We start from the raw sequence: 21,839 nt of genomic DNA, 5'->3' as shown, positions 1-21,839 counted from the left end.
ATCAGTTCTTTGGAGCTCTGTATGCTTTGTGACATGCCGAACAGCTTCCGCCCAGATCGCCCATCGCTGCTTTTAGGGCATCAACATCTTGACCTGCCGCAGCCTGCATCGCAACAGCGGCGTCTGCCATGGCCTGCCCTTTTGCACCCACGTCAGGGAAGCTCTCCCAGATCGCAGGCAATGCACGGGTGGTCGGATCGGACACATTGTCAGATCCCTGGGGCCACATCGCGGATTGATCGATTTGTGTCAGCACAACAAGATTATTCGCGGCCCGAGTTGCGGCCTCGGCATCATAATCGACCTCTCCCTTAGCCATTCCGCCAAGTGTACCAAGATTGAAGGCATAGAGTTGCATGATTGAGGTACGAGCTTTCACAGCCGGATTTTCACTTTCATGGGCGATGGCTGTGCCAATGGCGGCCAATGATAAAAGACCTGCCGCGAATACTGAGAACTTCTTCTTCATGATGTGTCTCCCTGTTTAATGCTCCGAATATTAACTTGAACGATTTTTCTTGTAATTGTTTGTTATTGGTCGTCACTTGTTAATTTATGAACAACGCAAACTGGGATGATATTCGGTACGCGCTCGCCGTAAGCAAATACGGCTCACTCAATGCAGCGGCAGCGGCACTGGGCGTCACGCATGCGACCGTGTTGCGAAGGGTGGCCGCATTCGAAGAGCGCAATAGCTGTGTGATTTTCCAGAAAAGCCCTTCGGGATACTCTGCCCTGCCCGAGGCCAGAACCGTTCTGTCGGCTATGGAAAGCGTCGAAGATGCGGTGCTATCGGTCGAACGCGCGATTGTCGGTGCAAATCAGTCCCCTACGGGCCATGTGCGAATTACATCTACAGACAGTCTTTGCCAGATTGTTCTACCTTCAATACTAAATGAGATCGCACGGCTTTACCCCGGCCTGAAGCTGACTTTGCTAAGCGGGAATAGTCACCATGATTTGTCCCGGTTAAGCGCAGACATCGCCGTGCGCCCATCGATAAAGCTCGGGGAGGGTCTGGTCGGGCAGCGTGCCGGAACACTGTCTTTCGGAGTCTTTGACGACGGCTCCCCCAATCGCAAATGGTTGAGGCTAGATGGCGCGTTAAGCCGTTCACTTCCTGCCAAATGGTTAAAAGCGAATGTCAGTGCTGACCAAATGACCAACGGGGCAGACAGTTTTTTGGTGCTTCAGCAGATGGCAGCCGCAGGAGTCGGCAAAACGTTTTTGCCTACTTTTTTTGGCGACGCGGATTCCAGACTTCGAAAGTCTCACGACATCACTCCAGAAATTCAGGTTCCGCTCTGGGTTGCGGCACTGGACGAAATTGCGAACACACCAAGATTTGCAATCGTTCAACGAGTGTTGGTTGAACGCTTAGCCACTGTTCTTACTGGATGACGCTGTGTTTTTGAAATCAAATGCGAGCATTAGGATGGAGCTTCAAGCCGATACACGACGCAGACATTTCAAACCAAAGTCTTACTAACAAGCTGTTAGGACAATGACCTCTTGATGCAGTTTGCCGGTCACTACGATAACCGAATTTGCTATCGTCTAGTTTGTGCTGTGCGGACTTGAGGTAAGGAGTGCTTTCCGCCCTAAGGGACCTAAATTCGCCTTCGATAACTGCCGGCAAAGGTTACTCGACTTTAATCACTATGACGCTTTCCTATGACACCCCCCCCCACCCGCTTTTTGTGCCGAAGCCGTCCCTAGTGCTGACCCGAAGCCAACAAAACTACAATTGATAGCGCGGCACGCACTAGAGAAGAGCGGATTGCCACGTCTGAAGAAAAAGATTGCCAAACTTGGAGGCAGATCAAACAACAAGGTCAACTACGCTTGGCCCAAGTTTTTTAGAATTGGACAGTCTGGGCGGTGGTCGCCGGCGCATTCTTCGATCAGATGAGACAGTGTTTCATGCATCGCCTTCAGATCGGAAATCTTATCTTCGATCTCTTTCAGATTCTGTTTTGCAATTTCTTTCACGTCCGCGCTTGCGCGTTCTTTGTCCTCGTAAAGCGCCAGTAGCGAACGACAATCCTCAATAGTAAAGCCCAATGAGCGGGCCCGCCCGATGAAGGCCAGCTTGTGCAGTTCCTTTTCGTCGAAATGGCGATACCCATTGAGGCTCCGCTTGGGTTTGATGAACCCGATATCCTCGTAATAGCGGATGGTTTTGGCAGGCAGACCGGAACGTTCTGCTACATCTCCGATATTCACAGCGGTTCTCCTATTCTATCCAGCAGGCGCTGAACGCAGCGTCTGCTCGGTGTTCTGCGAGATCTGTTCTCGCCCAACTTTGATCGGCTTTACCCAGCGCAACCGCAGCGCATTGGTCAGGACAAATACACTGGAGAGAGCCATGGCACCTGCGGCCAAAACCGGCGATAGCAGCGGGCCGCCAAACGGATAAAGCACCCCTGCCGCAACCGGTATGAGCAGTGTGTTGTAGCCGAACGCCCAGAACAGGTTTTGGCGGATGTTACGCATGGTGCGCTGACTAATATCGAAGGCATTGACCACGCCCGTCAGGTCGCCTGACATCAGAACGACGTCAGCCGCTTCGATGGCAATGTCAGTGCCTGTCCCGATCGCAATTCCTACCTCAGCTGCCGCCAAAGCAGGCGCATCATTGATGCCATCACCCACAAAGGCCAGTTTTCCGCCATTTGAACGCAAATCCTGTAACGCGGATATTTTACCCTCGGGCAGAACTTCAGCCACGACATGATCGATGCCAAGCTGCGCCGCAATGGATTTGGCAGTAGCGGCATTGTCACCGGTGATCATCGCTACTTTCAGGCCCAGCCCGTGCAGAGCTTCGATTGCGTCCGGCGTGGTGGTTTTGATTGGGTCCGCCACAGCGATTACGGCCGCGAGAGCCCCGTCTACGGCAGCATAAAGTGGAGTCTTTCCGTTGATTGCGAGTTCAGCGCCCCGATCAGACAACGCGCCCATTTCTACCCCTTCGCGACTCATCAAGCGGTCGGCCCCGATCAGGATTTTATGGCCTTCAACTGAGGCGCTTACCCCGTAACCGGTGATCGACGTGAAGTCTTCTGGCTCGGAAAGCTCCAGACCACGGGTTTCTGCCACGCGCACGATGGCTGTGGCGATTGGATGTTCTGAAGTGACCTCAACGGCAGCAACAAGGTGCAGAACCTCGTCTTCGGTCATTCCTTCGGCCACAATCAGGTCGGTCAGCTCCGGACGCCCTTCGGTCAGGGTGCCCGTCTTGTCCACCGCAACAACGGTGGTTTCCTGCAGCATTTGCAAGGCATCGCCCTTTCGGAACAGGACGCCCATCTCGGCAGCGCGGCCAGTGCCGACCATGATGGAAGTAGGTGTTGCCAACCCCATGGCGCAGGGGCAAGCAATGATCAGTACCGCAACCCCGGCCACCAACGCCAGGCTAAGCGCGGGATCGGGTCCGAACAACATCCATACCAGCACTGTCACAACGGCCACTGCGATCACTACCGGCACAAACCACAGCGTGATGCGGTCGACCAGGCCTTGAATCGGAAGTTTGGCACCCTGTGCTTGTTCGACCATCTGAATGATCTGGGCCAACATAGTGTCTGCGCCGATCTTTTCAGCACGGTACGTCAATGCACCTGCGCCATTTACGGTCCCCCCGACCACAGTTGCGCCCTCGGTTTTTTCGACGGGAACCGGCTCTCCGGTGATCATGCTTTCATCGACATATGACGCGCCGGTCATTACGGCACCATCCACCGCGATTTTTTCGCCCGGTCGAACGTGCACAATATCCCCTACAACGATCTGCTCAATCGGTAGCTCGACAACCGATCCGTCGCGCTCAACTCGTGCTGTTTTTGCCTGCAGACCGACCAGTTTTCGGATCGCTTCACCCGTTCGGCCCTTGGCGCGCGCCTCGAGGAACCGCCCAAGCAATATAAGAACCACGATTACCGCTGCGGCCTCGTAGTAGACATTTGCGGTTCCGGCAGGAAGAATATGCGGCGCAAAGGTCGAGATAAGCGAGAACCCATAGGCCGCCGAAGTGCCCAGGGCCACCAGAGAATTCATGTCCGGCGCGCCTTTGACCAAGGAAGGGAATCCCTTGGTGTAGAACTGCAAGCCTGGCCCCAAAAGAACGATCGTGGTCAGAAGGAATTGCAGGTAATAGCTGTTCTGGATGCCGATGGTGCTCGCTATCAGGTGGTGCATGCCCGGAATAACATGCGAGCCCATTTCGAGAATGAATACCGGCAAAGCGAGCAAAGCGGCGAAGCTTGTTCGCCGCGCCAGATGGCTGATCTCTGCCGCTTTGCGGTCTTGTGGTTCGGTCTGCGTTGCGGATCGCAGGCTCGCCGGATAGCCGGCAGATGCCGCAAGCGCCGCGATTGCTTCGGGTGTTGTGACTCCCTCAGCAAAACGCACAGTTGCACTTTCAGTGGCCAGATTGACCGACGCGGACAAGACGCCGCCATCGGCTTCCAGGGCTCGTTCAACGCGCCCTACACAGGATGCGCAGGACATGTTCTGAATATCCAGCGTTACCTCTGCGGTCCGCGCCGGATATCCGGCGCGGTTTAACGCATCAGCAATGGCCGCTTTATCGGCTGGATCGCGGAAATCGACCTGAACGCTTTCACTGGCGAGATTAACCGAAGCGGCATCTACCCCTGGCACATCTTTCAATGCGCGCTCGACGCGCCCAACGCAGGAAGCACAGCTCATACCCTGAACCTGGAACCGCGCATGTGAATTTTCAGTCATATTGTCACCACGTATGTTCTGCTGACGGGCAACATAAGGGTTCCAGCAAGTGGAAGGTCAAGGGATGAGGCTGACTTTCTTTCTCATCATTCATGACGACGCTAAGTATCCCGGATATGAACTGCGGGCACCGCAAGTCAGCTATAGACAAAGCCATTGACACAGTAAGTTCCTCCGCACAGTTGGACTTTGACATGAAAAACCGCAGGGTACGTGTCTTAAGCACCAATCAACTTGATCATATCCTTGCAGCTCAGAGTCCGAGGGATACGAAGCCACGTTCGCAACAGAAGCTTAGGGGCGCACATGCTGTCGTCCCTTAGTTCTATCTTGCGTCTCTGACTGCCTCGATTAGCCGGGTCATTTCATCTTCGGCGATCAGACCCGGGGCAAGCGCATCTCCAATCACAAACGAAGGGGTGCCACTGAAGCCAAGCTGCCGGGCCAATTCCATGGACACCTGGATATGCGCGTCGACTTCCGGCGCCTCCATGTCTGCGCGCAATTGATCCTCGTCCAGGCCAAGTTCCCGAACAACTTTCAGGACACTGGCCTCAGTGGCACGACCGTTCAGAGCCATAAGCGCCCAATGAAATTCTTCATATTTTCCCTGATTACGTGAGGCAAGCGCGGCGCGTGCCGCGAAGTCGGAACCTTCTCCGAGTATGGGCCATTCTCGGTAAACAACTCGGACATCGGAATCGCCTGCGATTACGTTTTTCACGACCGGGGCCGCGCGTTTGCAATATGGGCAGTTATAGTCAAAAAACTCGACTACGGTTACATCACCTTCCGGGTTTCCGATGACAGGCGCATTCGGATCCTGTTCCAGCAATTCACGCTGATTTTCCAAGACGTTTCCAATGGCTTCGGCTTTTGCCTGATCTTCGCGCTGTTGAAGCAATTGAATCGCCTGCATGATGATTTCGGGGTTTTCCATAATGGCTTCCAGAGCCAGCCGTTTTACATCGGAGTCAGACAATTCGTCAGCACTCGCCATAGCAGCACCAATCGACATAGTGATGGCAATTAAGCCTGCAAAAAATCGTTTCACGTCAGTTTCCTTCCGTTTGTTCTGCCTCGGTGCGCTGCTCTTGCAGCTTGCGTTCCCGATCCGGCCAACTCTCCTTGATGAAGGCAAGGATGTCCCAGATTTCCTGATCCGACAGAGTGTCCTCGAAACCTGGCATACCGCTTTTGACATCAGCGACGCCCATCTGTTTTAGTGTTTGGTACCCGCCAAGCTTTGTATAATCGAACAACAGCTTGTCGCCGTGATGCCAAGTGTGCCCTGTTCGGTCATGCGGGGGAGCTCGCAAGACGCCATCTGGATCAGGTGTCTGCCAATCTGGTTGACCCTCCAGACTTGCCCCGTGGCATGACGCGCAGTTTTCGGCGTACAAAACTGCACCACGTGCCGAATCCGCTGATGCACCGTTTTGTGCGCGCCCGCTCAGGCCCCAGCCAGCGACCGCGACAATGATCACCACAGCAGCTAGTGACACCCATTTCGCCGCACTCTTGTTCATCACGCCACGCTCAGCCAGGTCTTCATTCCAGCGGCCTGATGCGACAGCATGTGGCAATGAAACAGCCAGTCCCCAGGGTTATCCGCAACGAACGCAATCTCCCGCGTTTCCATCCGGTCAACCAGTATTGTGTCTCGCAGCGGTCCCAGGCTCCCGTTCGGCAGAACTTCCTGAAAGTGCGTCCCGTGCAAGTGCATGGCATGCGCAAAGACAGTGTCGTTCTGCATCTGAATACGGACTATGTCGCCACGCGAAACAGAAGCGAGCGGGTCTTCGGGTAACCCAGCGACTCCGTTGAATGTCCAGATCTGTCCTTCCTGAACCAACTCATTAGCGCTCATGACTTGGCCGTTGTAAGTACCTTGACGCAGTCCGCCCATCGCCCCGCCTTCCATCACCAATGGAACCTTTAAGGCGTCAGAAACATCTTCAAGAAAAGAAACAGGGTTGGGTGGCAGAGCTTCGATCTCACCGCGGCTGGCAGATGTACCGCTTCCCGAAACCGGGATCTCAGCGATAACAAATGATTCATCGCGTTCGTGAAGAGTTATTTGAACGGCTTCGTTCGATTCCGCTGTGACGTCGACGATCAAGTCTGCTCGCTGTGCAGGTCCGAAAACAAGTGTTTCGAAATCTTCTGGCTGCCTTACAGGCATGCCATCATAAGCGACCAGTTTCCCGTTTGCGCCACCTACTGACACATACATGATCCGATCAGTTGCCACGTTGACCATTCGAATTCGCAATCGCTGGTTCGTCAAAACTTCGGTCATTGGCGATATGCGCGCGTGAACGTAGTTTCCCATCCGACCTGCATGGGTCCAATCATGCATTGCACCAAAATCATCTACTATTTGAGCGTCCTTACCCAACCGCCAATCATCCAGAAGGATCGTGATGTCATGGTCCGTGTCCGGCGGGTCCGTTTCGTCGACGATGAACGCGCCGTAAAGGCCCCTGGCCACTTGTTCCGTTGACTGGTTGTGAGAGTGATACCAGAAGGTCCCCGCGTCCTTCAGATGCAAGTCATACTGATATTTGCCGCCGGTTGGTACAGCCTCCTGCGTAAGGCCCGGCACCCCGTCCATATTGTTCGGAACCCGCAATCCGTGCCAATGGATTGCTGTAGGCTGAGGTAGCGAGTTCAGGAGTGTCCGGCGAACCGTTTCGCCTTGCCGGGCTCGAATTTCAGGGCCCGGAACACCGCCATCATATCCCCATATCTCGGTCTCCGGATAGTTGTCGGGGGCAACACGCGCCAATCCTGAACGCGCCTCGATTATTCGGGGGGCGGTAGCCGCCCTCCCGATAGTCGGCACTGCGATTAGTGCCGACGTGCCTGCAACAAATTGCCTGCGATTGAGCTTCATTAGGACTTCCTTCCAAAGAATACTTGATCTCTCACTCGATTACCCCCCGTCGTGCACATCCAGCAGATAGGTCGCCATTGCCTTCCGGTCTTCGTCTGTCAGAAAGCTGGTGCCATAGTTTACGACCTCTCCCATGGTGCCGCCGAAGACATCGCCATCAGGCATGACGCCGGTGCGCAACGCGTAGGCCAAATCATCTACCGTCCAACCACGCTTTTGCAGGGTCTCAAAGTCGATGGCGGGTGCCTTGTCACCGCCCGGCAGGGTGTCACTTCCTTTGAAGTGTTCCGTGTCCGAATTTCTTGCGCCAGCCAGGTTCCTCCCGGTGTGACAGGCGGCACAATGCGTGGCACCTTCAACGAGTAACCGGCCCCGGTTCCATACATCATCATTGCCCGGCACGGGATCGGTCCGCGGCGGTTCCAAAAATGCCGCCCGCCACAGCTTCAGGCCCCATCTCTGATTGAAGGGGAACACCATTTCCTGCTCTTTTGACGGTTCCGCTACCGGTGCAACCGTTTTCCAGGCGGCCCAGAGATCGGCGATGTCCTGATCCGTGAAATTCGCATAAAACGGATAAGGAAAGGCCGGGTAGTAGGGCTGCCCGTCTGGCGACACACCCTGACGCACAGCGCGGGCAAATTCCTCGATGGTCCAATCACCGATCCCGTGATCGGGATCTGTGGTCAAGTTCGGCGAAAAGAGCGTGCCGAACGGGGTATCCAACTCCACCCCACCGGCCAAGGGCTCACCTCCTTTGGCAAAGTCTGTGTGGCAGGCGATACAGCCGCTTGCCCTTGCCAGATACGCCCCGCGGTTAACGTCACCTTGAATGTCGAGAGCTTGTAAGGGCTGGCCAATCGGCCAAGCCATCACAGCAACAAACCCTGCTGACGCCGTAACGGCGGTAGCAAGACCCAACCGTATTATCGGCTTCATGATGCATTCCTATTCCGACCGAAATCGCGTGTGACACGCCGAGCATGTCTGGCTCAGCATCATGAACACACCATCTGCCGGCATTTCAGACAGCTGTGCTAAGTTTGGACTGCCAGCCATCATCCCGCTGCCCATCATGGAACCACCTCCCATCATGGAACCACCTCCCATCATGGATTTGCCGCCCATCATGCCGGAACCATGACCCGATCCGGACGCCATCAGCCCGTTGTCTGCCGAAAGCGCAAGGCCTTTTGAGTAGATTTCCAACTGTCTGGCTATTTCTGTAAAGGAACCCCAATCCTGCCAGATTTGCGATTTGGCCTCCGAGGGTTTGCCATCAGATCCCTCTGGAAACAGCTTAGTCATGCTCTCACCGGCGTGGCTTCCGATTTTCTTGGCTTCGCTTCGTACCGTTTGCGCATTGTAGGGCGTTTTCCCCTGCATCATCGGTGTAAGGACCTTCATGCTGTCCTTCATCGCGGACATACCGTCCATGCGTTCTTTGACGACGCCGGTTGCGCCACCATGCGCTAAGGCGGCCGCCGCAAATAGAGAAACCAGGGCCACGCCTGTAGTCATTTTTAGAAAGTTCATTTATTTGTCCTTTTCGTCTGCTTCGACGCGCCCATCTTGAGCGCAATTCGACTCGTCAGATCAGGACACGCGGCGGTGGTGGGTCAAACGCGATAATACTAAGAACCCGGTATTGAGCTCGAGGTATCGAGTATCTTCGTTCCGTGCCTTGGGGACCAGGCGGTGTTGGACCCATCAAAAATAGTCCAACAGCGTTGCAGATCGCTCCGCCATGACAATGCCCGGGATGACCCTGCTTGACATGTTCGACGTCCGCAGAGTCGGTCTGGTCAATCACATGCGGTGAATCACCGCCATGTGCATGAGCAGAATCGGCCGTTACAAGTAGCCCGCCAATAGCCAGCGCAATTGACAGGATGGAGCAACGAATTGCTGTGCCCACTCGACTCGTCACCTTCAGAAAATCCCGTTTTCTTGCTGCAACTCTCTTATGTACGCCACGATGCCCTTCACATCCGCGCGGGTCAAACCATCGACCGGCGGCATGTTACCGAACTTCCAATGGTGTGCCCGAACACCATTCTGGACGGCCACGTAAAATGCCTCGTCCGAATGGTGGCTTGGTTCATAGATTTTATGCACCAATGGTGGTGCAAGGCCCTCCAGACCAGTTGCATTCCCGCCATGGCACGCCGAGCATTTTGCGTCGAATGCCACTTTGCCGACGGCCGCAAATTCGCTTAGCTGGTCCGGTAGATTGACGTTTTGGATTGGGTCTCCCGACGCCAGCGTCGACGTATCAGGTGTCGTCATCGAATGGCCAGCTGGTTGCTGATTTAGATTGTAGACGATTGCGACGGCACCTGCGATCGCCACACCGCCTATCATGAGTGTAAGTTTATCCATTTTACTATTTCACGTCGTTGTCAGTTACCGAGCTTAAGCACCTGTCCAGAAAAGCCGACTTGACCATGGTCAGATCAGTTTTACCTGCGTGCCCACGGTGGCCAGTTCGAACAAGTCCGCGATCTGCTCATTGTACAAGCCGATGCAGCCATTGGAGGATCTTCTTCCGATCTTGCGTGTGTCGTTGGTGCCGTGGATCCGGTAGTATTGCCAGCTCAAATAAAGTGCATGTGTCCCCAGAGGATTCTCCGGACCCGGGCCCACATAGTCGGGCCAAGCGGGGTTGCGCTTTTTCATTGCTGGTGTCGGTCGCCAAGATGGCCCCTCAACCTTGCGAGTTACTGTGGTGTAGCCCAGCCTTGTAAGGTCTTCCGTCAGCGGCACGCTGGTTGGATACATCCGATAGACGCTCTCGTCTTCTGACCAATATTGCAGGACCTTGGACTGTGTATCGGACAGGATCACACCATTCTTAAGCGTATCAAAGTGATCCTGCCATTTAGCAACGCGGAATGAAGAAACATTGCGGCGCGCCCCTTCGGTTGTCATCGATTGGGCCCAAACGGCCGGTGCTGGAAAAAGAGTTGTCGCAGCAAACGCGGCAATCACTCCGCGTCGCGTAACAGCCTTTCTATCCCTGTTCGGTTTCATGCCTGCCATCCCAAGCGTGTATTCTTGCTCTACGACTCATTTGGGCTGTATGCCCGGTTCCCGCGCTGGAAGGTCAACAAACAACAGGTTTTGCGTAAGGGATATTTCATCTGGAATGCCGCCGCCGTGGGCACATGGGGCGGTTTCAAAGGTGGCTTCAGATCGTCAAGCTATTGTGAAGAAGAAACTATTTTTGGGTACTCACACCAAAACAACGTCAATACAGGTAGATAGCAAGCATGGAGCGTTTTCCCGAGCTTCTATCGCCTTTGTTCAGATTGCTGCCCGTTGTCGGTCCAATAACGGTAAAGAGCGCAACAACTGCGAGAGCTTTGACCTGTGTCATGGCATCGATTTCCCAATAACCTGTATGGTCGTTGGCACGCGGCCCAGATTCACTGGACACTATACTCTCGCGTAACGGTCGCCATAATAGCTTTGTCTGGATGCACGGGCATGCACCACCTCGTTGACTGGATTAGCCTCGGAGCGGAATACTGTTACCGTACTCACCATTAAGTTGATCGCGAGGTTCTTCGCGGAACATTTGATTGAAATGACACAAGAAACGTGTGCCGTCTGGAATGCTTTACTTTCCTAGCCTACTGTTTCGAGCGAAAAAGATTTGGTGTTAGAAAGTCACGCGGAGTGGTAACAAAAAATTCCGGTTCCGCCCTAAGGATCTTCAATGGGCGTTCGGCAACCGCTGACATAGGTCACTCACCATAAATCACTTTAATGCTTTCTTGTGACACCCCTGCCCGCTTTCTGTGCCGAACCTGCCCATCTTGCCGCCACAAAGCCCTTGTCTCTTAATGCAAGGACTTCTGTTTTGATGTAGAACACGGTCTCGGAAATCGTTGTGAGTGCAAGCCCACCCAGGGTTCGAATCCCTGTCTCTCCGCCATAAATCAATTCATCCTTCAAGGCTGTTTCTTTGCTTGTGTTGCGATTCCTGCAATGGATGGCATGATGTTGCCACTGCCTGCAGTGTCAATCAGCGCAGTGTGGCTCAAACCCGCAATATGCTGCAAACTCACGTGTTTTCCCCTTTGCTTTAACGTACCTTAACCCCATCTGAGCGACACATCATTTGAAGGAGACATCCAATGTCGCGTCTTTTACTTATCGTAGCCATCGCCGTTATCGGCGGAGGCGCTTACTATTTCGCCACAAAACCTGAACCAACCCCTGCCGAGCAGTTGCAATCGGCGGCTGAAGATGCCTCAGAGGCGGTTGGTGAAGCAGCCTCGGCAATACAAGAGGGCGCTGCTAATGCCGTTGAGGCGGCGACTGAACAAGCATCCGAGGCTGCGTCCTCGATTGCGGATCAGGCCTCGGAAGCTGCATCTTCGGTATCGGAACAGGCCAGCGACGCTGCTACATCTTTGACCGAGCAGGCCAATGATGCAGCCTCAGCAGCTGGCGATCAGGTCGCAGCGCTTGCCGGTCAGGGACAGGAACTGTTCAACTCGTGGGTTCAGGACGGCATGCTGACCGCGCAGAATTTCGACTATGACGCAATCGTCACGTCAGTTCAGGAAAGCGCCTTGTCTCAGGACATCAAAACACAGGTTATGAAGATCCTCGACGAGATCAAAGCGTCGCCTGAGCTGGTTGTCGCGAAGATACAGGATCTGCGCAATCTGATGACGCAGCAGTGATCAATTCTAGAACCAGCCCCAAGAGGGCTGGTTCACCCGGTCGGGATGCGACTTAATTTGCGTCACTTTACGGCATTACCCAATTGACATAGCTCACCGTGTTTGATTGCTTTCTTGAGATTGTTTTGAAAAAATAAAACCTTTTGTCAGTGTGTTACATTGTGACGATGAAGGCCTCGTGCTGAACTCGCATCAAAGAAGGATCGAACGATGACCACCCTGCCCGACACCATGTTTGCCGTTGTTCAGACGCAGGACGGATATTCCGGCACAGCCACGGGACCGACGCTGGAGAATGCCTCGGACTGGTTAGCGGAGGCTGAACTGCCTGTACCTGTCCCAAAGGCGGGACAAGTGTTGATCAAAGTGCGCACTGCCTCGGTGAATCCTTCAGATATCCATTTTATCAAAGGGGAATATGGTCAGCCGCGGGTCAAAGGCGCCGCAGCAGGGTTCGAGGGGTGCGGAGATGTTGTTGCCACCGGTACCGGCGCTGACGCCCTGCTGGATCAGCGCGTGGCCTTTGTGGCAGCAGGCTCTGGTGCCTGGGCCGAGTATGTTGTGACGCAGGCCCAGATGTGTATCCCCTTGCGCCCCGAAATCTCGGATGAAGACGGGGCGGCGCAGATCGTAAACCCGCTAACCGCAATGGCGATGGTGGATATCGCACGGGCTGAGGGCGAGGCTTTTGTGGTCTCTGCCGCCACCAGCCAGCTTGGTAAGTTGATGTGCAGCCTTGGACGGGATCTTGGGTTGAAACCGATCGCTCTGGTGCGGCGCGCCGAAACGGTCGAGATGTTAAAAGGCCTGGGTGCGGCAGAGGTGGTCGTGACCAGCGATACGGATGCGCCGACGCGGTTTGCCACGATCAGTGCAGATCTGAAACCTCGTGTTTTTCTCGACGCGGTTTCCGACCAACTGTCAGAGCAGGTGTTCTGCGCGATGCCCAATGGCGCGCGGTGGGTTTGCTATGGGAAACTCAGTTCGGAAATGCCGAAGTTGACTCAGATGGGCCAGTTGATCTTCATGAGCAAACGGATCGAGGGTTTCTGGCTGACCCGCTGGATGATGGACACCCCCCCGGCTGATCAAATGCGAGTTGTCAGCGAAGTGCAGGCGCGATTTGCAGATGGGCGCTGGCGCACAGATGTTTCCGCACGGCTTTCGCTACGAGAAGTGCTGCCAAATCTGGCGGATGCTCTGAAAAAGAGTGACGGGAAGGTGATAATCACTCCATAGTAGAACAAAGCGCCGGACTTAACCGGCTTAGGGAGGGTGAGATTGGATAACGCACAGCTGCTGATTAGCGGGCTGGCGAATGGTTGTGTCTACGGCCTGATCGCCCTTGGCTTTGTACTGATTTACAAAGCCACCGAGGCAGTGAATTTTGCGCAGGGCGATTTCATGATGCTGGGTGCGTTTGTCACCATTGGCCTTACGAATACGGAATATATGGGGCTGCCCTTCTGGCTGGCGCTACCGATTTCACTGGGGATTATGGGCGCACTTGGGTATCTGATCGATCGGCTGATCATCCGCCGCGTCTTTGGCGAAAGTCAGACTGCCGTGGTGATCCTAACCATCGCCTTGGGCTTTGTGATCAGGTTTGCAGCTGGTCTGATCTGGGGGCACGAGCCGCAAACGCTGCAGAACCCATTGGCTGGTAAGGAAATCCGGTTCGGTGGTCTTGTGCTGGGGATGGAGGACGTGGCCGTGATTGTTGTCACCGTCCTACTGACCTGGGGTCTTTATGTGTTCTTCAGCAAGACCAAGCTGGGGCTTGCCATGCAAGGTGCGTCTCAAAACCAGTTGGCGGCATATTACATGGGGATCCCGGTCAAGCGGGTTCAGGGCTTAATCTGGGCATTGGCCGGAGTTGTCGCCGGGATTGCCGGAATTTTGTTCGCGGCCAAAGGCTCGGTCGATCCCACAACTGGGCTTCTGGGGATCAAGGCATTTGCAGCAGCTGTGATCGGCGGGTTCGGCAGCCTGCCCGGCGCTTTGGCCGGCGGGCTAATCGTCGGCGTAATCGAGCCCTTCGCTAGCCGCTATATCGCAGCCGGGTACAGTCAGATCGCGCCTTATGCGCTGTTGCTGGCAGTTCTGATCTTTCGACCGCATGGGCTGTTCAGCCAGGTGCGGGTCAAGAAGGTCTGATCGCATGCGGATTGTTTTCAAAACAAACTATATGCAGGACATTCGCCCGTGGAAGGATGGCTATCAGCTTAGCCTCTATCTGATCCTGTTGGCGGTCGTAGCCGCTGCGCCGTGGTGGCTGGATGATTTCTATCTTGGAGAACTGACCAATGTCCTGATCTGGGCCATCGCAGGTTTGGGCTTAATGATCCTAACCGGCCATACCGGGCAGGCCAGCCTTGGCCATGCCGCCTTTCTGGCCGTTGGGTGCTTTGCCAATGTTATCCTGATCGAGGCTGGAGTACCATTCCTCATCGCTTTCCCTCTGGCGGGTCTGTTGACCGGCATCGTCGGAGCAACCGTCGCCATCCCTGCGCTGCGCTTGCATGGCATCTATCTTGCGATCTTCACCCTGGCTCTGTCTGTGCTCATGGACGACATCATCGTTCTGGCCGAACCCGTCACCGGAGGTGTCGCGGGTAAATATCTGGGTGGTGTCGAAATCTTCGGACATCTGGTCGATCGTTGGGCCACCCCGGCCCCGTTTTTCTGGCTGGTGCTGGCCGTCGCCGTTATCGTGACACTGGGCTATATCAACCTATTGCGCGCGCCCTTGGGCCGCAGCTTCATCGCCGTACGAGACTCTGAGGTCTCAGCGCAGGCGATGGGTGTGGATATCGCGCGCACCAAGACGATCTCTTTCGCCCTCTCCTGCGCCGTCACCGGACTAGCAGGCGCTTTGATGGGTATGTTCTCTGGGGCGTTCAATAACGAGACCTTCAGTGTCGTAATTTCCATCCAATTGCTGATGATGATCGTTATCGGAGGTCTGGGCTCAATCCATGGCGCGTTTTTGGGCGCAATCGTGATCGGTTTCCTGCCGCAGTTTTTGTCGATTTCAAAGGAATACGCAGCAGCCCTGTTTGGTGGTAATACGGTCGCCATTCCGGGGCTCGAATTCGGCATCTTTGGCATGATCCTGATCGCCTTCATCCTGTTCGAACCGATGGGTCTGTATGGTCGATGGCTAAAAATCCGGACGTGGTTCGAACTGTTCCCCTTCTACCGCAAGGACATGTTCAAAAGACAAAAGTCCTATCTCAAGACGGAGCGTCTGAGATGAGCTTGCTGGAGTTTGAAAACGTTACCCTGAAATTCGGCGGTCTGACTGCTGTGGATGATCTGTCCTTCAACGTGCAAGAAGGTGAGGTGTTCGCCATCGTCGGTCCCAACGGCGCCGGCAAATCAACGGTCTTCAACCTGATTTCGCGCTTCTATGATCCTTATGCAGGGGCGATCCACTTTGACGGGCATGATCTGCTGCGTATCAAGCCCTCGGGTGTCGCGGCCTATGGCGTCGCGCGGACATTCCAGAACATTGAACTGTTCGAACATGCGACCGTTTTGCAGAACCTCCTGGTCGGGCGCCACCGGCACCGCAAAACCAATCTGATCTCGGAAATTCTGTTCTCGCCCTCTGCACGACAGCAGGAGATCGAGAACCGAGAAAAGGTTGAAGAGATCATCGACTTCCTCGACCTCCAGGCCTTTCGTGACAAGATGATCTCGGGCTTACCCTATGGCGTGCGTAAGGTGGTCGAAGTCGCTCGAGCGTTGGCCACCGATCCAAAACTCCTGCTGTTGGACGAACCCGCCTCGGGCTTATCGGTGGAAGAGACCACAGATATGCGTTGGTGGATCGATGACATCCGGCGTCAGATGGGCATTACCGTGCTTATGGTAGAGCATGATATGGGTCTGGTCTCGGGCGTATCCGACCGGGTTCTTGCCATGGCCGACGGAGCGAAGCTTGCCCTTGGAACCCCAGCCGAAGTTCAATCTCATCCTGCTGTGGTAGAGGCCTATTTGGGCAAAGCTTCATGAACCAACCGATCCTTAGCATTCGCAATGTTGAAAGCTTTTATGGCCCGATCATGGCCATTCGTGGCGTGTCATTGGACGTGCATCGAGGGCAGGTCGTTTCAATCCTGGGCGCAAATGGCGCGGGCAAGACAACGCTGATGAAAACAATCTCAGGCGTGATGGATCCCGAAAAAGGTTCAATCACATTTGACGGTCAGCAAATACAGGGATCGGAACCTCACAAGGTCGTGCAAAAAGGCATCGTCCATGTGCCCGAGGGACGCGAGGTCTTTCCACTTTTGACCGTCGACGAGAACCTGAACCTTGGGGCTTATACCCTGTCGGATAAAGGACAGATCGATCATGACCGCGATCTGGTATTTTCCTACTTTCCTGTGCTGAAAGACCGCCGCAATCAAGAGGCTGGCACTCTGTCCGGCGGGCAACAGCAGATGCTGGCGATTGGGCGCGGCCTGATGGCTAACCCGCGTATCATGCTGCTGGATGAGCCCTCGCTGGGCCTATCGCCGCTGCTGGTGCAAGAGATTTTTGGCATTCTCAAACGCCTGAATGACGAACAGAGCATGACAATGATGCTGGTCGAGCAGAACGCCAATGCGGCACTGGAACTCGCCCATCATGGCTATGTAATGGAGATCGGACGGATCGTTATGGATGGTGCGGCTGAAACCTTGCTGCAATCCGAGGACATTCAGAACTTCTATCTGGGCGTTCAGGAAGAAGGCGCGCGAGAAAACCGACGCTGGAAACGCAAAAAGACGTGGAGGTGAGCTGGATGGACGCAAGCCCCCTGCCCCCTCAGACCAGTATCAACGGTGTGCAGTTCAACGCTACGCCAGGTCAGAGACCCCTGCGAGTCGATGGCTGTGTCACGATATGCGAGTTATTCCAGAAACGCTGTGCCGAACTGGGACCGCGTACGGCGCATCGCGAGAAGGACTTCGGCATCTGGAAATCCTACTCATGGGCCGACTACTGGCAACACGCCAAATGGATCGGGCTGGCCCTGCGCAAGCTGGGTCAGCAACGTGGCGAGGTTGTCTCGATCCTGTCCGAAGACCGCAAGGAATGGGCGTGGTTCGACATGGGCATCCAGTGTGTCGGAGGGATTGCTTCGGGCGTCTACACCACAGATTCGGCCAGCCAGTTAAAATACCTGATCAATGACAGTGGCAGCCGGTTTCTGATCGTTGAAGATGAAGAGCAGTTGGACAAGTTCCTCGAAGTCGAGGCGGATCTGTCTGATCTGCTCAAGGTCATTATCCTTGAGGATGAAGGCCTGCACGACCTGGATCATCCGCGTTGCATGATGATCGAGGACTTGTATGCTCTGGGGCAGCAGGCTGAGGTCGATGAACCCGGCGCATTCGAAGCAGAAATCGCTGAAACCACGTCACAAGACACCGCCCTGCTCATATATACGTCAGGTACCACCGGTAATCCCAAAGGCGCCATGCTAAGCCATGAGAACATCATGGCCGCGATTGAGGCAGGGGCGCATTCCCTGCCCTCCCAATCAACCGACGAACAGCTATGTTTTCTGCCGCTCTGTCATATCCTCGAACGCGACGTGTCGATCTACTACCCGCTTGCGATGAAGACTACTGTGAATTTCGCTGAAAGCCCCGAGACAGTGTTCTCCAACCTGCAAGAGGTCTCTCCCGCCACCTTCACTGCCGTCCCGCGCGTGTGGGAGAAGATCTACTCGCAGGTCATGTTCATGGCGAAAGAAGCAACGCCCACCGGGCGCTTCGCCTTTGCACAGGCGCTCAAGTCTGGAATGGCGCGGGCCGAATTTATCCTTGCAGGCAAACCTGTTCCAGCACCGATCGCTATGCAGTTCTGGCTTTGGGATCGGCTTGTTCTGCGCAACCTGCGCCGGATGCTGGGCTTAGATCGTCTCCGCCGAGGCGGCTCTGGTGCAGCGCCGATCTCTCCCGATTTGCTCAGGTGGTATTGGGCAATTGGTGTGCCCATTGTCGAGGGCTTCGGTATGACTGAAACCGCCGGCATAGCAGCGCTGAACACGCTTGAGGCCAACAAGATCGGCACCATTGGAAAACCTGTTCCTGGCAACGACCTGCGCATCGCGGAAGACGGAGAAATTCAGGTCAAAGGCCTGAACGTCTTTCAGGGCTACTGGCGCAACAATGCCAAAACAGCCGAAAGCTTCACCTGCGACGGTTGGCTGCGCACTGGGGACATGGGGCATATCGACGAGGAAGGCTTTGTCACCATCACAGGGCGCCTCAAGGACATCATCATTACTGCGGGCGGTAAGAACGTCACGCCCGCAGAGATCGAGAGCGGGTTGAAGTTCAGCCAGTATATCTCGGACGCGGTGATCATCGGGGATCGGCGCAAGTATTTGACGGCGCTAATCATGATCGATCAGGAAAATGTCGAGAAATTCGCACAAGAGCGCAAGATCCCCTTTTCGAACTTTTCTTCCCTTTGTGCTGCTTCCGAAGTGACGGAGCTGATCGGCGAGGAAATCGCAGCGGTTAATAAGGACTTTGCGCGGGTCGAACAGATCAAGGATTTCCGGCTGATCGACGTGTTGCTCACTGCCGAAGATGAGGAGCTGACGGCGACGATGAAACTCAAACGTGGTCTGGTGGAAAAGAAACACGCACATCTCATTGAAGATATGTACAATTAGTTAAGGGGCGACCCAACAGGGAGGAGAAGTATGAAACACTTATTTAAGGGCCTTGCCGCAGCTACGGCATTGACTGCATCTGCCACGATCAGCTGGGCGCAAACACAAGGCGTGACAGATGACGAGATCGTCATTGGCTCAGTCAACGACCTCAGCGGCATCTTCGCTGCTGTGGGCGTTCCGGCCACCAAAGGCGCAAATGTGGTCTTTGATCGCGTCAACGCCGAGGGTGGCGTGCATGGCCGCAAGATCCGCTTTGTCGTCGAGGATAACGGCTATCAGATGCCACGCGCGATGCAGGGCTATAACAAGCTGCTGAACCGTGACAAGGTTTTCGCGATGTTGCAGTCGCTGGGTACGCCGATGAATGTTGCTGGGTTCAAGCTGCTGGATCCGAAAGGTATTCCCAACGTCGCACCTCTGACCGCCGCGCGGCAAATGCTGCAAGAGCCGATGAAGAACAAGTTCACCTCGTTCTCGACCTATTACGATCAAGCTCGGATTGGGGTGAAGTATCTGAACGGTGAATTTGGATCGCAAACCGTTTGCACCATGTACCTGCCTACTGATTTCGGTGAGGAAATTCTGGAAGGCAGCAAAGCGGGAGCCGAAGAGGCTGGCATCACTTTCGGCGCTGAGACCACCCATAAACCGGACGAGACGGATTTCGTGGGGTCCTTGAGCAAGCTTAAAGAAGAAGGTTGTGACATCGTCACGATGGCGCTCGGCGTGCGTCAGGCAATCACTGTTGTTGGAACGGCCAAGAAAATGGGCCTGACCGACATGAAGTTCCTCGGCACCTCTGCCAGCTTCCTAACCGTGGTGGCGCAGGTGCCCGGTGGTGTGACCGACGGTTTCCATGCGGCGGCCTCGTGGCTGGATCTCTGGGCGCGCGCCGAAGAGCCCGCCCCGGCAGCATTTATTTCTGAATACAAAGAGGCTACGGGCGAAGACCCGGTCGGATTTTCAATGCTGGGCTATTCAGCGGCCGAGATGATGGTCAAAGCGCTTGAAGCTGCAGGTCCTGATCTGACGCATGATAGCTTCATCGCCGCGATGGAATCTCTGGATTACATGGATGAGTTGGTCGGCAACCAGATCACCTATGGGCCCGATGACCATCAGGGTGCTGACTCTGTATTTGTCAGCGTCGTCGAAAATGGTGCGTGGAAACTGGTTTACGAAGAATAAACCGAACAAGGAAAAAGGGCTCGCAGTTGCGAGCCCTTTCCAATTCGGTATCCGTAGCGATTAACGCTTCGAGAACTGGAACGAACGACGCGCTTTGCGCTTACCGTATTTCTTACGTTCCACAACGCGGCTGTCGCGGGTCAGGAAGCCAGCGGCTTTCAGAGCGCCACGCAGGTTGGGATCGTACAGTTGCAGCGCTTTCGAGATGCCGTGCTTGACCGCACCGGCCTGACCGGTCAGGCCACCGCCTTTGACGGTTGCAACAACGTCGAACTCACCTTCCACACCAGCAACCTGGAACGGCTGGCGCAGGATCAGCTGCAGAACGGGACGCGCAAAATACTTGTCCTGATCCTTGCCGTTTACGGTGACCTTGCCGGAACCCGGCTTGATCCAGACGCGGGCAACAGCGTCTTTACGCTTGCCGGTGGCGTAGGAACGACCCAGCTCGTCACGTACGGGTTCACGTACGATAACTTCTTCGGCCACGGTTTCAACGCCTGCGACGGCGCTCAGCTCTTCGAGAGTATTGATCTGATCAGCCATCGGTCATTAGCTCCGGGTGTTTTTCTTGTTCATGGACTTTACGTCCAGAACTTCGGGCGCTTGCGCCTCATGAGGATGCTCGGCACCAGCATAAACGCGCAGGTTGGTCATCTGCTGACGCGCCAGACGGTTGCCCGGCAGCATGCGCTTGACCGCTTGGGTCACGACGCGCTCGGGGTGTGCACCCTCAAGGATCTGCTGCTTGGTGCGCGACTTGATGCCGCCCGGGTGGCCAGTGTGCCAGTAGAAGTTCTCTTCGCGCTTCTTGCCGGTCATCTGGATTTTGTCAGCGTTGATCACGATGACATTGTCGCCCATGTCCATGTTGGGTGTGAACGACGCTTTGTGCTTGCCACGCAGGCGCATGGCGACGATCGAGGCAAGACGGCCCAGAACAACGCCCTCGGCGTCGATCAGGATCCATTTCTTGTCGATGTCTGCAGGTGTTGCAGAAAAGGTTTTCATGGCAGGATAGTCCTGTTTGATGTGAAAGACCGCCCCTTGGCGGAGCGGCCCGAATTCGATGGAGGGGGTTTAGACCTACTAGTTATGCAGGTCAATACAGGCAAAGTATAATATATCTATCAATAACAATAACTTATAAAATAGGTATTATTTTACCCCAAAATTTCTTCGGCATATCCAATTTTGCGTAGCTTAGTTAAGCTAGACTCAACCAAGATCATCCAATGTCGGAGGTGGCTATGCAAGAATTGGAACAGGTTATCGCTGCCTATGGTGCGGCATGGCAGTCGACCGATCCCGAAAGGCGACTGAGCCTTCTTGAGCAGTGTTTTGCACAAACTGGTCGTTACGTCGATCCAACTGCAGAAGTTTCCGGCAGAGATCAACTCAATGCCCATATCGGAGCGGTTCTGAGTGATACAAAGGGCCGAGTTGAGCTGACCAGTGAGCCGAATTCACACCATGATGTGGTCCACTTCACCTGGCATATGATTGCTTCCGATGGGTCCATTATGGTTACCGGGCATGATTTCATTCGTCTCGATGTCGATGGCAAGATTGCACATTTGGCGGGCTTTTTTGGCGACCCTGCCCCATTGCAATAGGT

Annotated in this window: 23 protein-coding genes; 10 read left to right on the top strand and 13 right to left on the bottom strand. The window is 54.8% G+C overall.

Features of this window, described 5'->3' with window-relative positions; all coding sequences use genetic code 11:
- Position 1: 1 nt before the first annotated feature.
- A complete protein-coding gene (locus ACR0AW_RS02400; RefSeq protein ID WP_170646040.1) occupies positions 2 to 469 on the bottom strand; it encodes a cytochrome c in 468 nt (155 codons plus the stop codon).
- 86 nt (positions 470 to 555) lie between these two features.
- Here ACR0AW_RS02400 and ACR0AW_RS02395 point away from each other — a divergent pair, with 86 nt between their 5' ends.
- Positions 556 to 1,401, top strand: coding sequence for a LysR family transcriptional regulator (locus ACR0AW_RS02395; RefSeq protein ID WP_170732195.1), 846 nt, complete (start codon positions 556 to 558; stop codon positions 1,399 to 1,401).
- A 438-nt stretch (positions 1,402 to 1,839) separates the two neighbouring features.
- Here ACR0AW_RS02395 and cueR read toward each other — a convergent pair whose 3' ends face one another.
- The 10 genes from cueR to ACR0AW_RS02345 form a co-directional block, all read right to left on the bottom strand.
- Positions 1,840 to 2,226: a Cu(I)-responsive transcriptional regulator gene (gene cueR / locus ACR0AW_RS02390; RefSeq protein WP_170564201.1), complete on the bottom strand. Its 387-nt coding sequence runs from the start codon at positions 2,224 to 2,226 to the stop codon at positions 1,840 to 1,842.
- Positions 2,227 to 2,241: 15 nt separating this feature from the next.
- Positions 2,242 to 4,752 (bottom strand): heavy metal translocating P-type ATPase, encoded by a 2,511-nt coding sequence (locus ACR0AW_RS02385; RefSeq protein ID WP_170732193.1) that lies wholly within the window; start codon positions 4,750 to 4,752, stop codon positions 2,242 to 2,244.
- A gap of 325 nt (positions 4,753 to 5,077) precedes the next feature.
- Positions 5,078 to 5,806 (bottom strand): DsbA family protein, encoded by a 729-nt coding sequence (locus ACR0AW_RS02380; protein WP_480436160.1) that lies wholly within the window; start codon positions 5,804 to 5,806, stop codon positions 5,078 to 5,080.
- 1 nt (position 5,807) lies between these two features.
- Entirely contained in the window at positions 5,808 to 6,281 is a 474-nt protein-coding gene (locus ACR0AW_RS02375; protein ID WP_170509961.1) for a c-type cytochrome, read from the bottom strand.
- Complete coding sequence (locus ACR0AW_RS02370; RefSeq protein ID WP_170732190.1) at positions 6,281 to 7,651, bottom strand: multicopper oxidase family protein; 1,371 nt, start codon at positions 7,649 to 7,651, stop codon at positions 6,281 to 6,283. The genes ACR0AW_RS02375 and ACR0AW_RS02370 overlap by 1 nt, the downstream gene beginning before the upstream one ends.
- A 39-nt stretch (positions 7,652 to 7,690) precedes the next feature.
- Positions 7,691 to 8,590, bottom strand: coding sequence for a c-type cytochrome (locus ACR0AW_RS02365; RefSeq protein ID WP_170732189.1), 900 nt, complete (start codon positions 8,588 to 8,590; stop codon positions 7,691 to 7,693).
- Between the two features lie 9 nt (positions 8,591 to 8,599).
- Entirely contained in the window at positions 8,600 to 9,187 is a 588-nt protein-coding gene (locus ACR0AW_RS02360; RefSeq protein ID WP_170732187.1) for a cytochrome c, read from the bottom strand.
- A 396-nt stretch (positions 9,188 to 9,583) separates the two neighbouring features.
- Entirely contained in the window at positions 9,584 to 10,033 is a 450-nt protein-coding gene (locus tag ACR0AW_RS02355; protein WP_170392477.1) for a c-type cytochrome, read from the bottom strand.
- 69 nt (positions 10,034 to 10,102) lie between these two features.
- Positions 10,103 to 10,693: a L,D-transpeptidase gene (locus ACR0AW_RS02350; protein WP_170732186.1), complete on the bottom strand. Its 591-nt coding sequence runs from the start codon at positions 10,691 to 10,693 to the stop codon at positions 10,103 to 10,105.
- Between the two features lie 726 nt (positions 10,694 to 11,419).
- Positions 11,420 to 11,611: a hypothetical protein gene (locus ACR0AW_RS02345; protein ID WP_170732183.1), complete on the bottom strand. Its 192-nt coding sequence runs from the start codon at positions 11,609 to 11,611 to the stop codon at positions 11,420 to 11,422.
- Positions 11,612 to 11,793: 182 nt separating this feature from the next.
- Here ACR0AW_RS02345 and ACR0AW_RS02340 point away from each other — a divergent pair, with 182 nt between their 5' ends.
- From ACR0AW_RS02340 to ACR0AW_RS02305, 8 genes are all read left to right on the top strand, one after another.
- Entirely contained in the window at positions 11,794 to 12,348 is a 555-nt protein-coding gene (locus ACR0AW_RS02340; RefSeq protein WP_170421572.1) for a hypothetical protein, read from the top strand.
- A 210-nt stretch (positions 12,349 to 12,558) separates the two neighbouring features.
- A complete protein-coding gene (locus tag ACR0AW_RS02335; RefSeq protein ID WP_170610605.1) occupies positions 12,559 to 13,587 on the top strand; it encodes a zinc-binding dehydrogenase in 1,029 nt (342 codons plus the stop codon).
- 42 nt (positions 13,588 to 13,629) lie between these two features.
- On the top strand, positions 13,630 to 14,505 hold the full coding sequence (locus ACR0AW_RS02330; RefSeq protein WP_170393104.1) for a branched-chain amino acid ABC transporter permease: 876 nt from the start codon (positions 13,630 to 13,632) through the stop codon (positions 14,503 to 14,505).
- A 4-nt stretch (positions 14,506 to 14,509) separates the two neighbouring features.
- On the top strand, positions 14,510 to 15,607 hold the full coding sequence (locus tag ACR0AW_RS02325) for a branched-chain amino acid ABC transporter permease (protein WP_170732181.1): 1,098 nt from the start codon (positions 14,510 to 14,512) through the stop codon (positions 15,605 to 15,607).
- Positions 15,604 to 16,368 carry an ABC transporter ATP-binding protein gene (locus tag ACR0AW_RS02320; protein ID WP_170732179.1) on the top strand — a complete coding sequence of 255 codons (765 nt, stop codon included), beginning with the start codon at positions 15,604 to 15,606 and terminating at the stop codon, positions 16,366 to 16,368. Before ACR0AW_RS02325 ends, ACR0AW_RS02320 begins: the two co-directional genes overlap by 4 nt.
- Positions 16,365 to 17,138: an ABC transporter ATP-binding protein gene (locus ACR0AW_RS02315; protein WP_170405694.1), complete on the top strand. Its 774-nt coding sequence runs from the start codon at positions 16,365 to 16,367 to the stop codon at positions 17,136 to 17,138. Before ACR0AW_RS02320 ends, ACR0AW_RS02315 begins: the two co-directional genes overlap by 4 nt.
- 5 nt (positions 17,139 to 17,143) lie before the next feature.
- Positions 17,144 to 19,030: an AMP-dependent synthetase/ligase gene (locus ACR0AW_RS02310; protein ID WP_170732177.1), complete on the top strand. Its 1,887-nt coding sequence runs from the start codon at positions 17,144 to 17,146 to the stop codon at positions 19,028 to 19,030.
- A gap of 30 nt (positions 19,031 to 19,060) precedes the next feature.
- On the top strand, positions 19,061 to 20,221 hold the full coding sequence (locus ACR0AW_RS02305) for an ABC transporter substrate-binding protein (RefSeq protein ID WP_170732175.1): 1,161 nt from the start codon (positions 19,061 to 19,063) through the stop codon (positions 20,219 to 20,221).
- 60 nt (positions 20,222 to 20,281) lie between these two features.
- Here ACR0AW_RS02305 and rpsI read toward each other — a convergent pair whose 3' ends face one another.
- Both rpsI and rplM read right to left on the bottom strand, forming a co-directional pair.
- Positions 20,282 to 20,767: a 30S ribosomal protein S9 gene (gene rpsI / locus ACR0AW_RS02300; protein ID WP_010440030.1), complete on the bottom strand. Its 486-nt coding sequence runs from the start codon at positions 20,765 to 20,767 to the stop codon at positions 20,282 to 20,284.
- Positions 20,768 to 20,773: 6 nt separating this feature from the next.
- Positions 20,774 to 21,232 carry a 50S ribosomal protein L13 gene (gene rplM, locus ACR0AW_RS02295; protein WP_039536983.1) on the bottom strand — a complete coding sequence of 153 codons (459 nt, stop codon included), beginning with the start codon at positions 21,230 to 21,232 and terminating at the stop codon, positions 20,774 to 20,776.
- Positions 21,233 to 21,471: 239 nt separating this feature from the next.
- Between rplM and ACR0AW_RS02290 the strand changes: the two genes are divergently transcribed.
- Complete coding sequence (locus ACR0AW_RS02290; protein ID WP_170732173.1) at positions 21,472 to 21,837, top strand: nuclear transport factor 2 family protein; 366 nt, start codon at positions 21,472 to 21,474, stop codon at positions 21,835 to 21,837.
- The last annotated feature ends 2 nt before the right edge of the window (positions 21,838 to 21,839 follow it).

It is taken from the genome of Ruegeria sp. C5 (genome assembly GCF_056537605.1).
This window is presented reverse-complemented; position numbering and strand designations above follow the sequence as displayed.

What these genes read in the sequence shown, in the direction of transcription:
- ACR0AW_RS02400 (WP_170646040.1), bottom strand. Translation starts at nt 469, where the DNA reads ATGAAGAAGAAGTTCTCAGTATTCGCGGCAGGTCTTTTATCATTGGCC.
- ACR0AW_RS02340 (WP_170421572.1), top strand. Translation starts at nt 11,794, where the DNA reads ATGTCGCGTCTTTTACTTATCGTAGCCATCGCCGTTATCGGCGGAGGC.
- ACR0AW_RS02385 (WP_170732193.1), bottom strand. Translation starts at nt 4,752, where the DNA reads ATGACTGAAAATTCACATGCGCGGTTCCAGGTTCAGGGTATGAGCTGT.
- rpsI (WP_010440030.1), bottom strand. Translation starts at nt 20,767, where the DNA reads ATGGCTGATCAGATCAATACTCTCGAAGAGCTGAGCGCCGTCGCAGGC.
- ACR0AW_RS02305 (WP_170732175.1), top strand. Translation starts at nt 19,061, where the DNA reads ATGAAACACTTATTTAAGGGCCTTGCCGCAGCTACGGCATTGACTGCA.
- ACR0AW_RS02320 (WP_170732179.1), top strand. Translation starts at nt 15,604, where the DNA reads ATGAGCTTGCTGGAGTTTGAAAACGTTACCCTGAAATTCGGCGGTCTG.
- ACR0AW_RS02290 (WP_170732173.1), top strand. Translation starts at nt 21,472, where the DNA reads ATGCAAGAATTGGAACAGGTTATCGCTGCCTATGGTGCGGCATGGCAG.
- rplM (WP_039536983.1), bottom strand. Translation starts at nt 21,232, where the DNA reads ATGAAAACCTTTTCTGCAACACCTGCAGACATCGACAAGAAATGGATC.
- ACR0AW_RS02335 (WP_170610605.1), top strand. Translation starts at nt 12,559, where the DNA reads ATGACCACCCTGCCCGACACCATGTTTGCCGTTGTTCAGACGCAGGAC.
- ACR0AW_RS02350 (WP_170732186.1), bottom strand. Translation starts at nt 10,693, where the DNA reads ATGGCAGGCATGAAACCGAACAGGGATAGAAAGGCTGTTACGCGACGC.
- ACR0AW_RS02395 (WP_170732195.1), top strand. Translation starts at nt 556, where the DNA reads ATGAACAACGCAAACTGGGATGATATTCGGTACGCGCTCGCCGTAAGC.
- ACR0AW_RS02360 (WP_170732187.1), bottom strand. Translation starts at nt 9,187, where the DNA reads ATGAACTTTCTAAAAATGACTACAGGCGTGGCCCTGGTTTCTCTATTT.
- ACR0AW_RS02370 (WP_170732190.1), bottom strand. Translation starts at nt 7,651, where the DNA reads ATGAAGCTCAATCGCAGGCAATTTGTTGCAGGCACGTCGGCACTAATC.
- ACR0AW_RS02325 (WP_170732181.1), top strand. Translation starts at nt 14,510, where the DNA reads ATGCGGATTGTTTTCAAAACAAACTATATGCAGGACATTCGCCCGTGG.
- ACR0AW_RS02375 (WP_170509961.1), bottom strand. Translation starts at nt 6,281, where the DNA reads ATGAACAAGAGTGCGGCGAAATGGGTGTCACTAGCTGCTGTGGTGATC.
- ACR0AW_RS02355 (WP_170392477.1), bottom strand. Translation starts at nt 10,033, where the DNA reads ATGGATAAACTTACACTCATGATAGGCGGTGTGGCGATCGCAGGTGCC.
- ACR0AW_RS02365 (WP_170732189.1), bottom strand. Translation starts at nt 8,590, where the DNA reads ATGAAGCCGATAATACGGTTGGGTCTTGCTACCGCCGTTACGGCGTCA.
- ACR0AW_RS02310 (WP_170732177.1), top strand. Translation starts at nt 17,144, where the DNA reads ATGGACGCAAGCCCCCTGCCCCCTCAGACCAGTATCAACGGTGTGCAG.
- ACR0AW_RS02315 (WP_170405694.1), top strand. Translation starts at nt 16,365, where the DNA reads ATGAACCAACCGATCCTTAGCATTCGCAATGTTGAAAGCTTTTATGGC.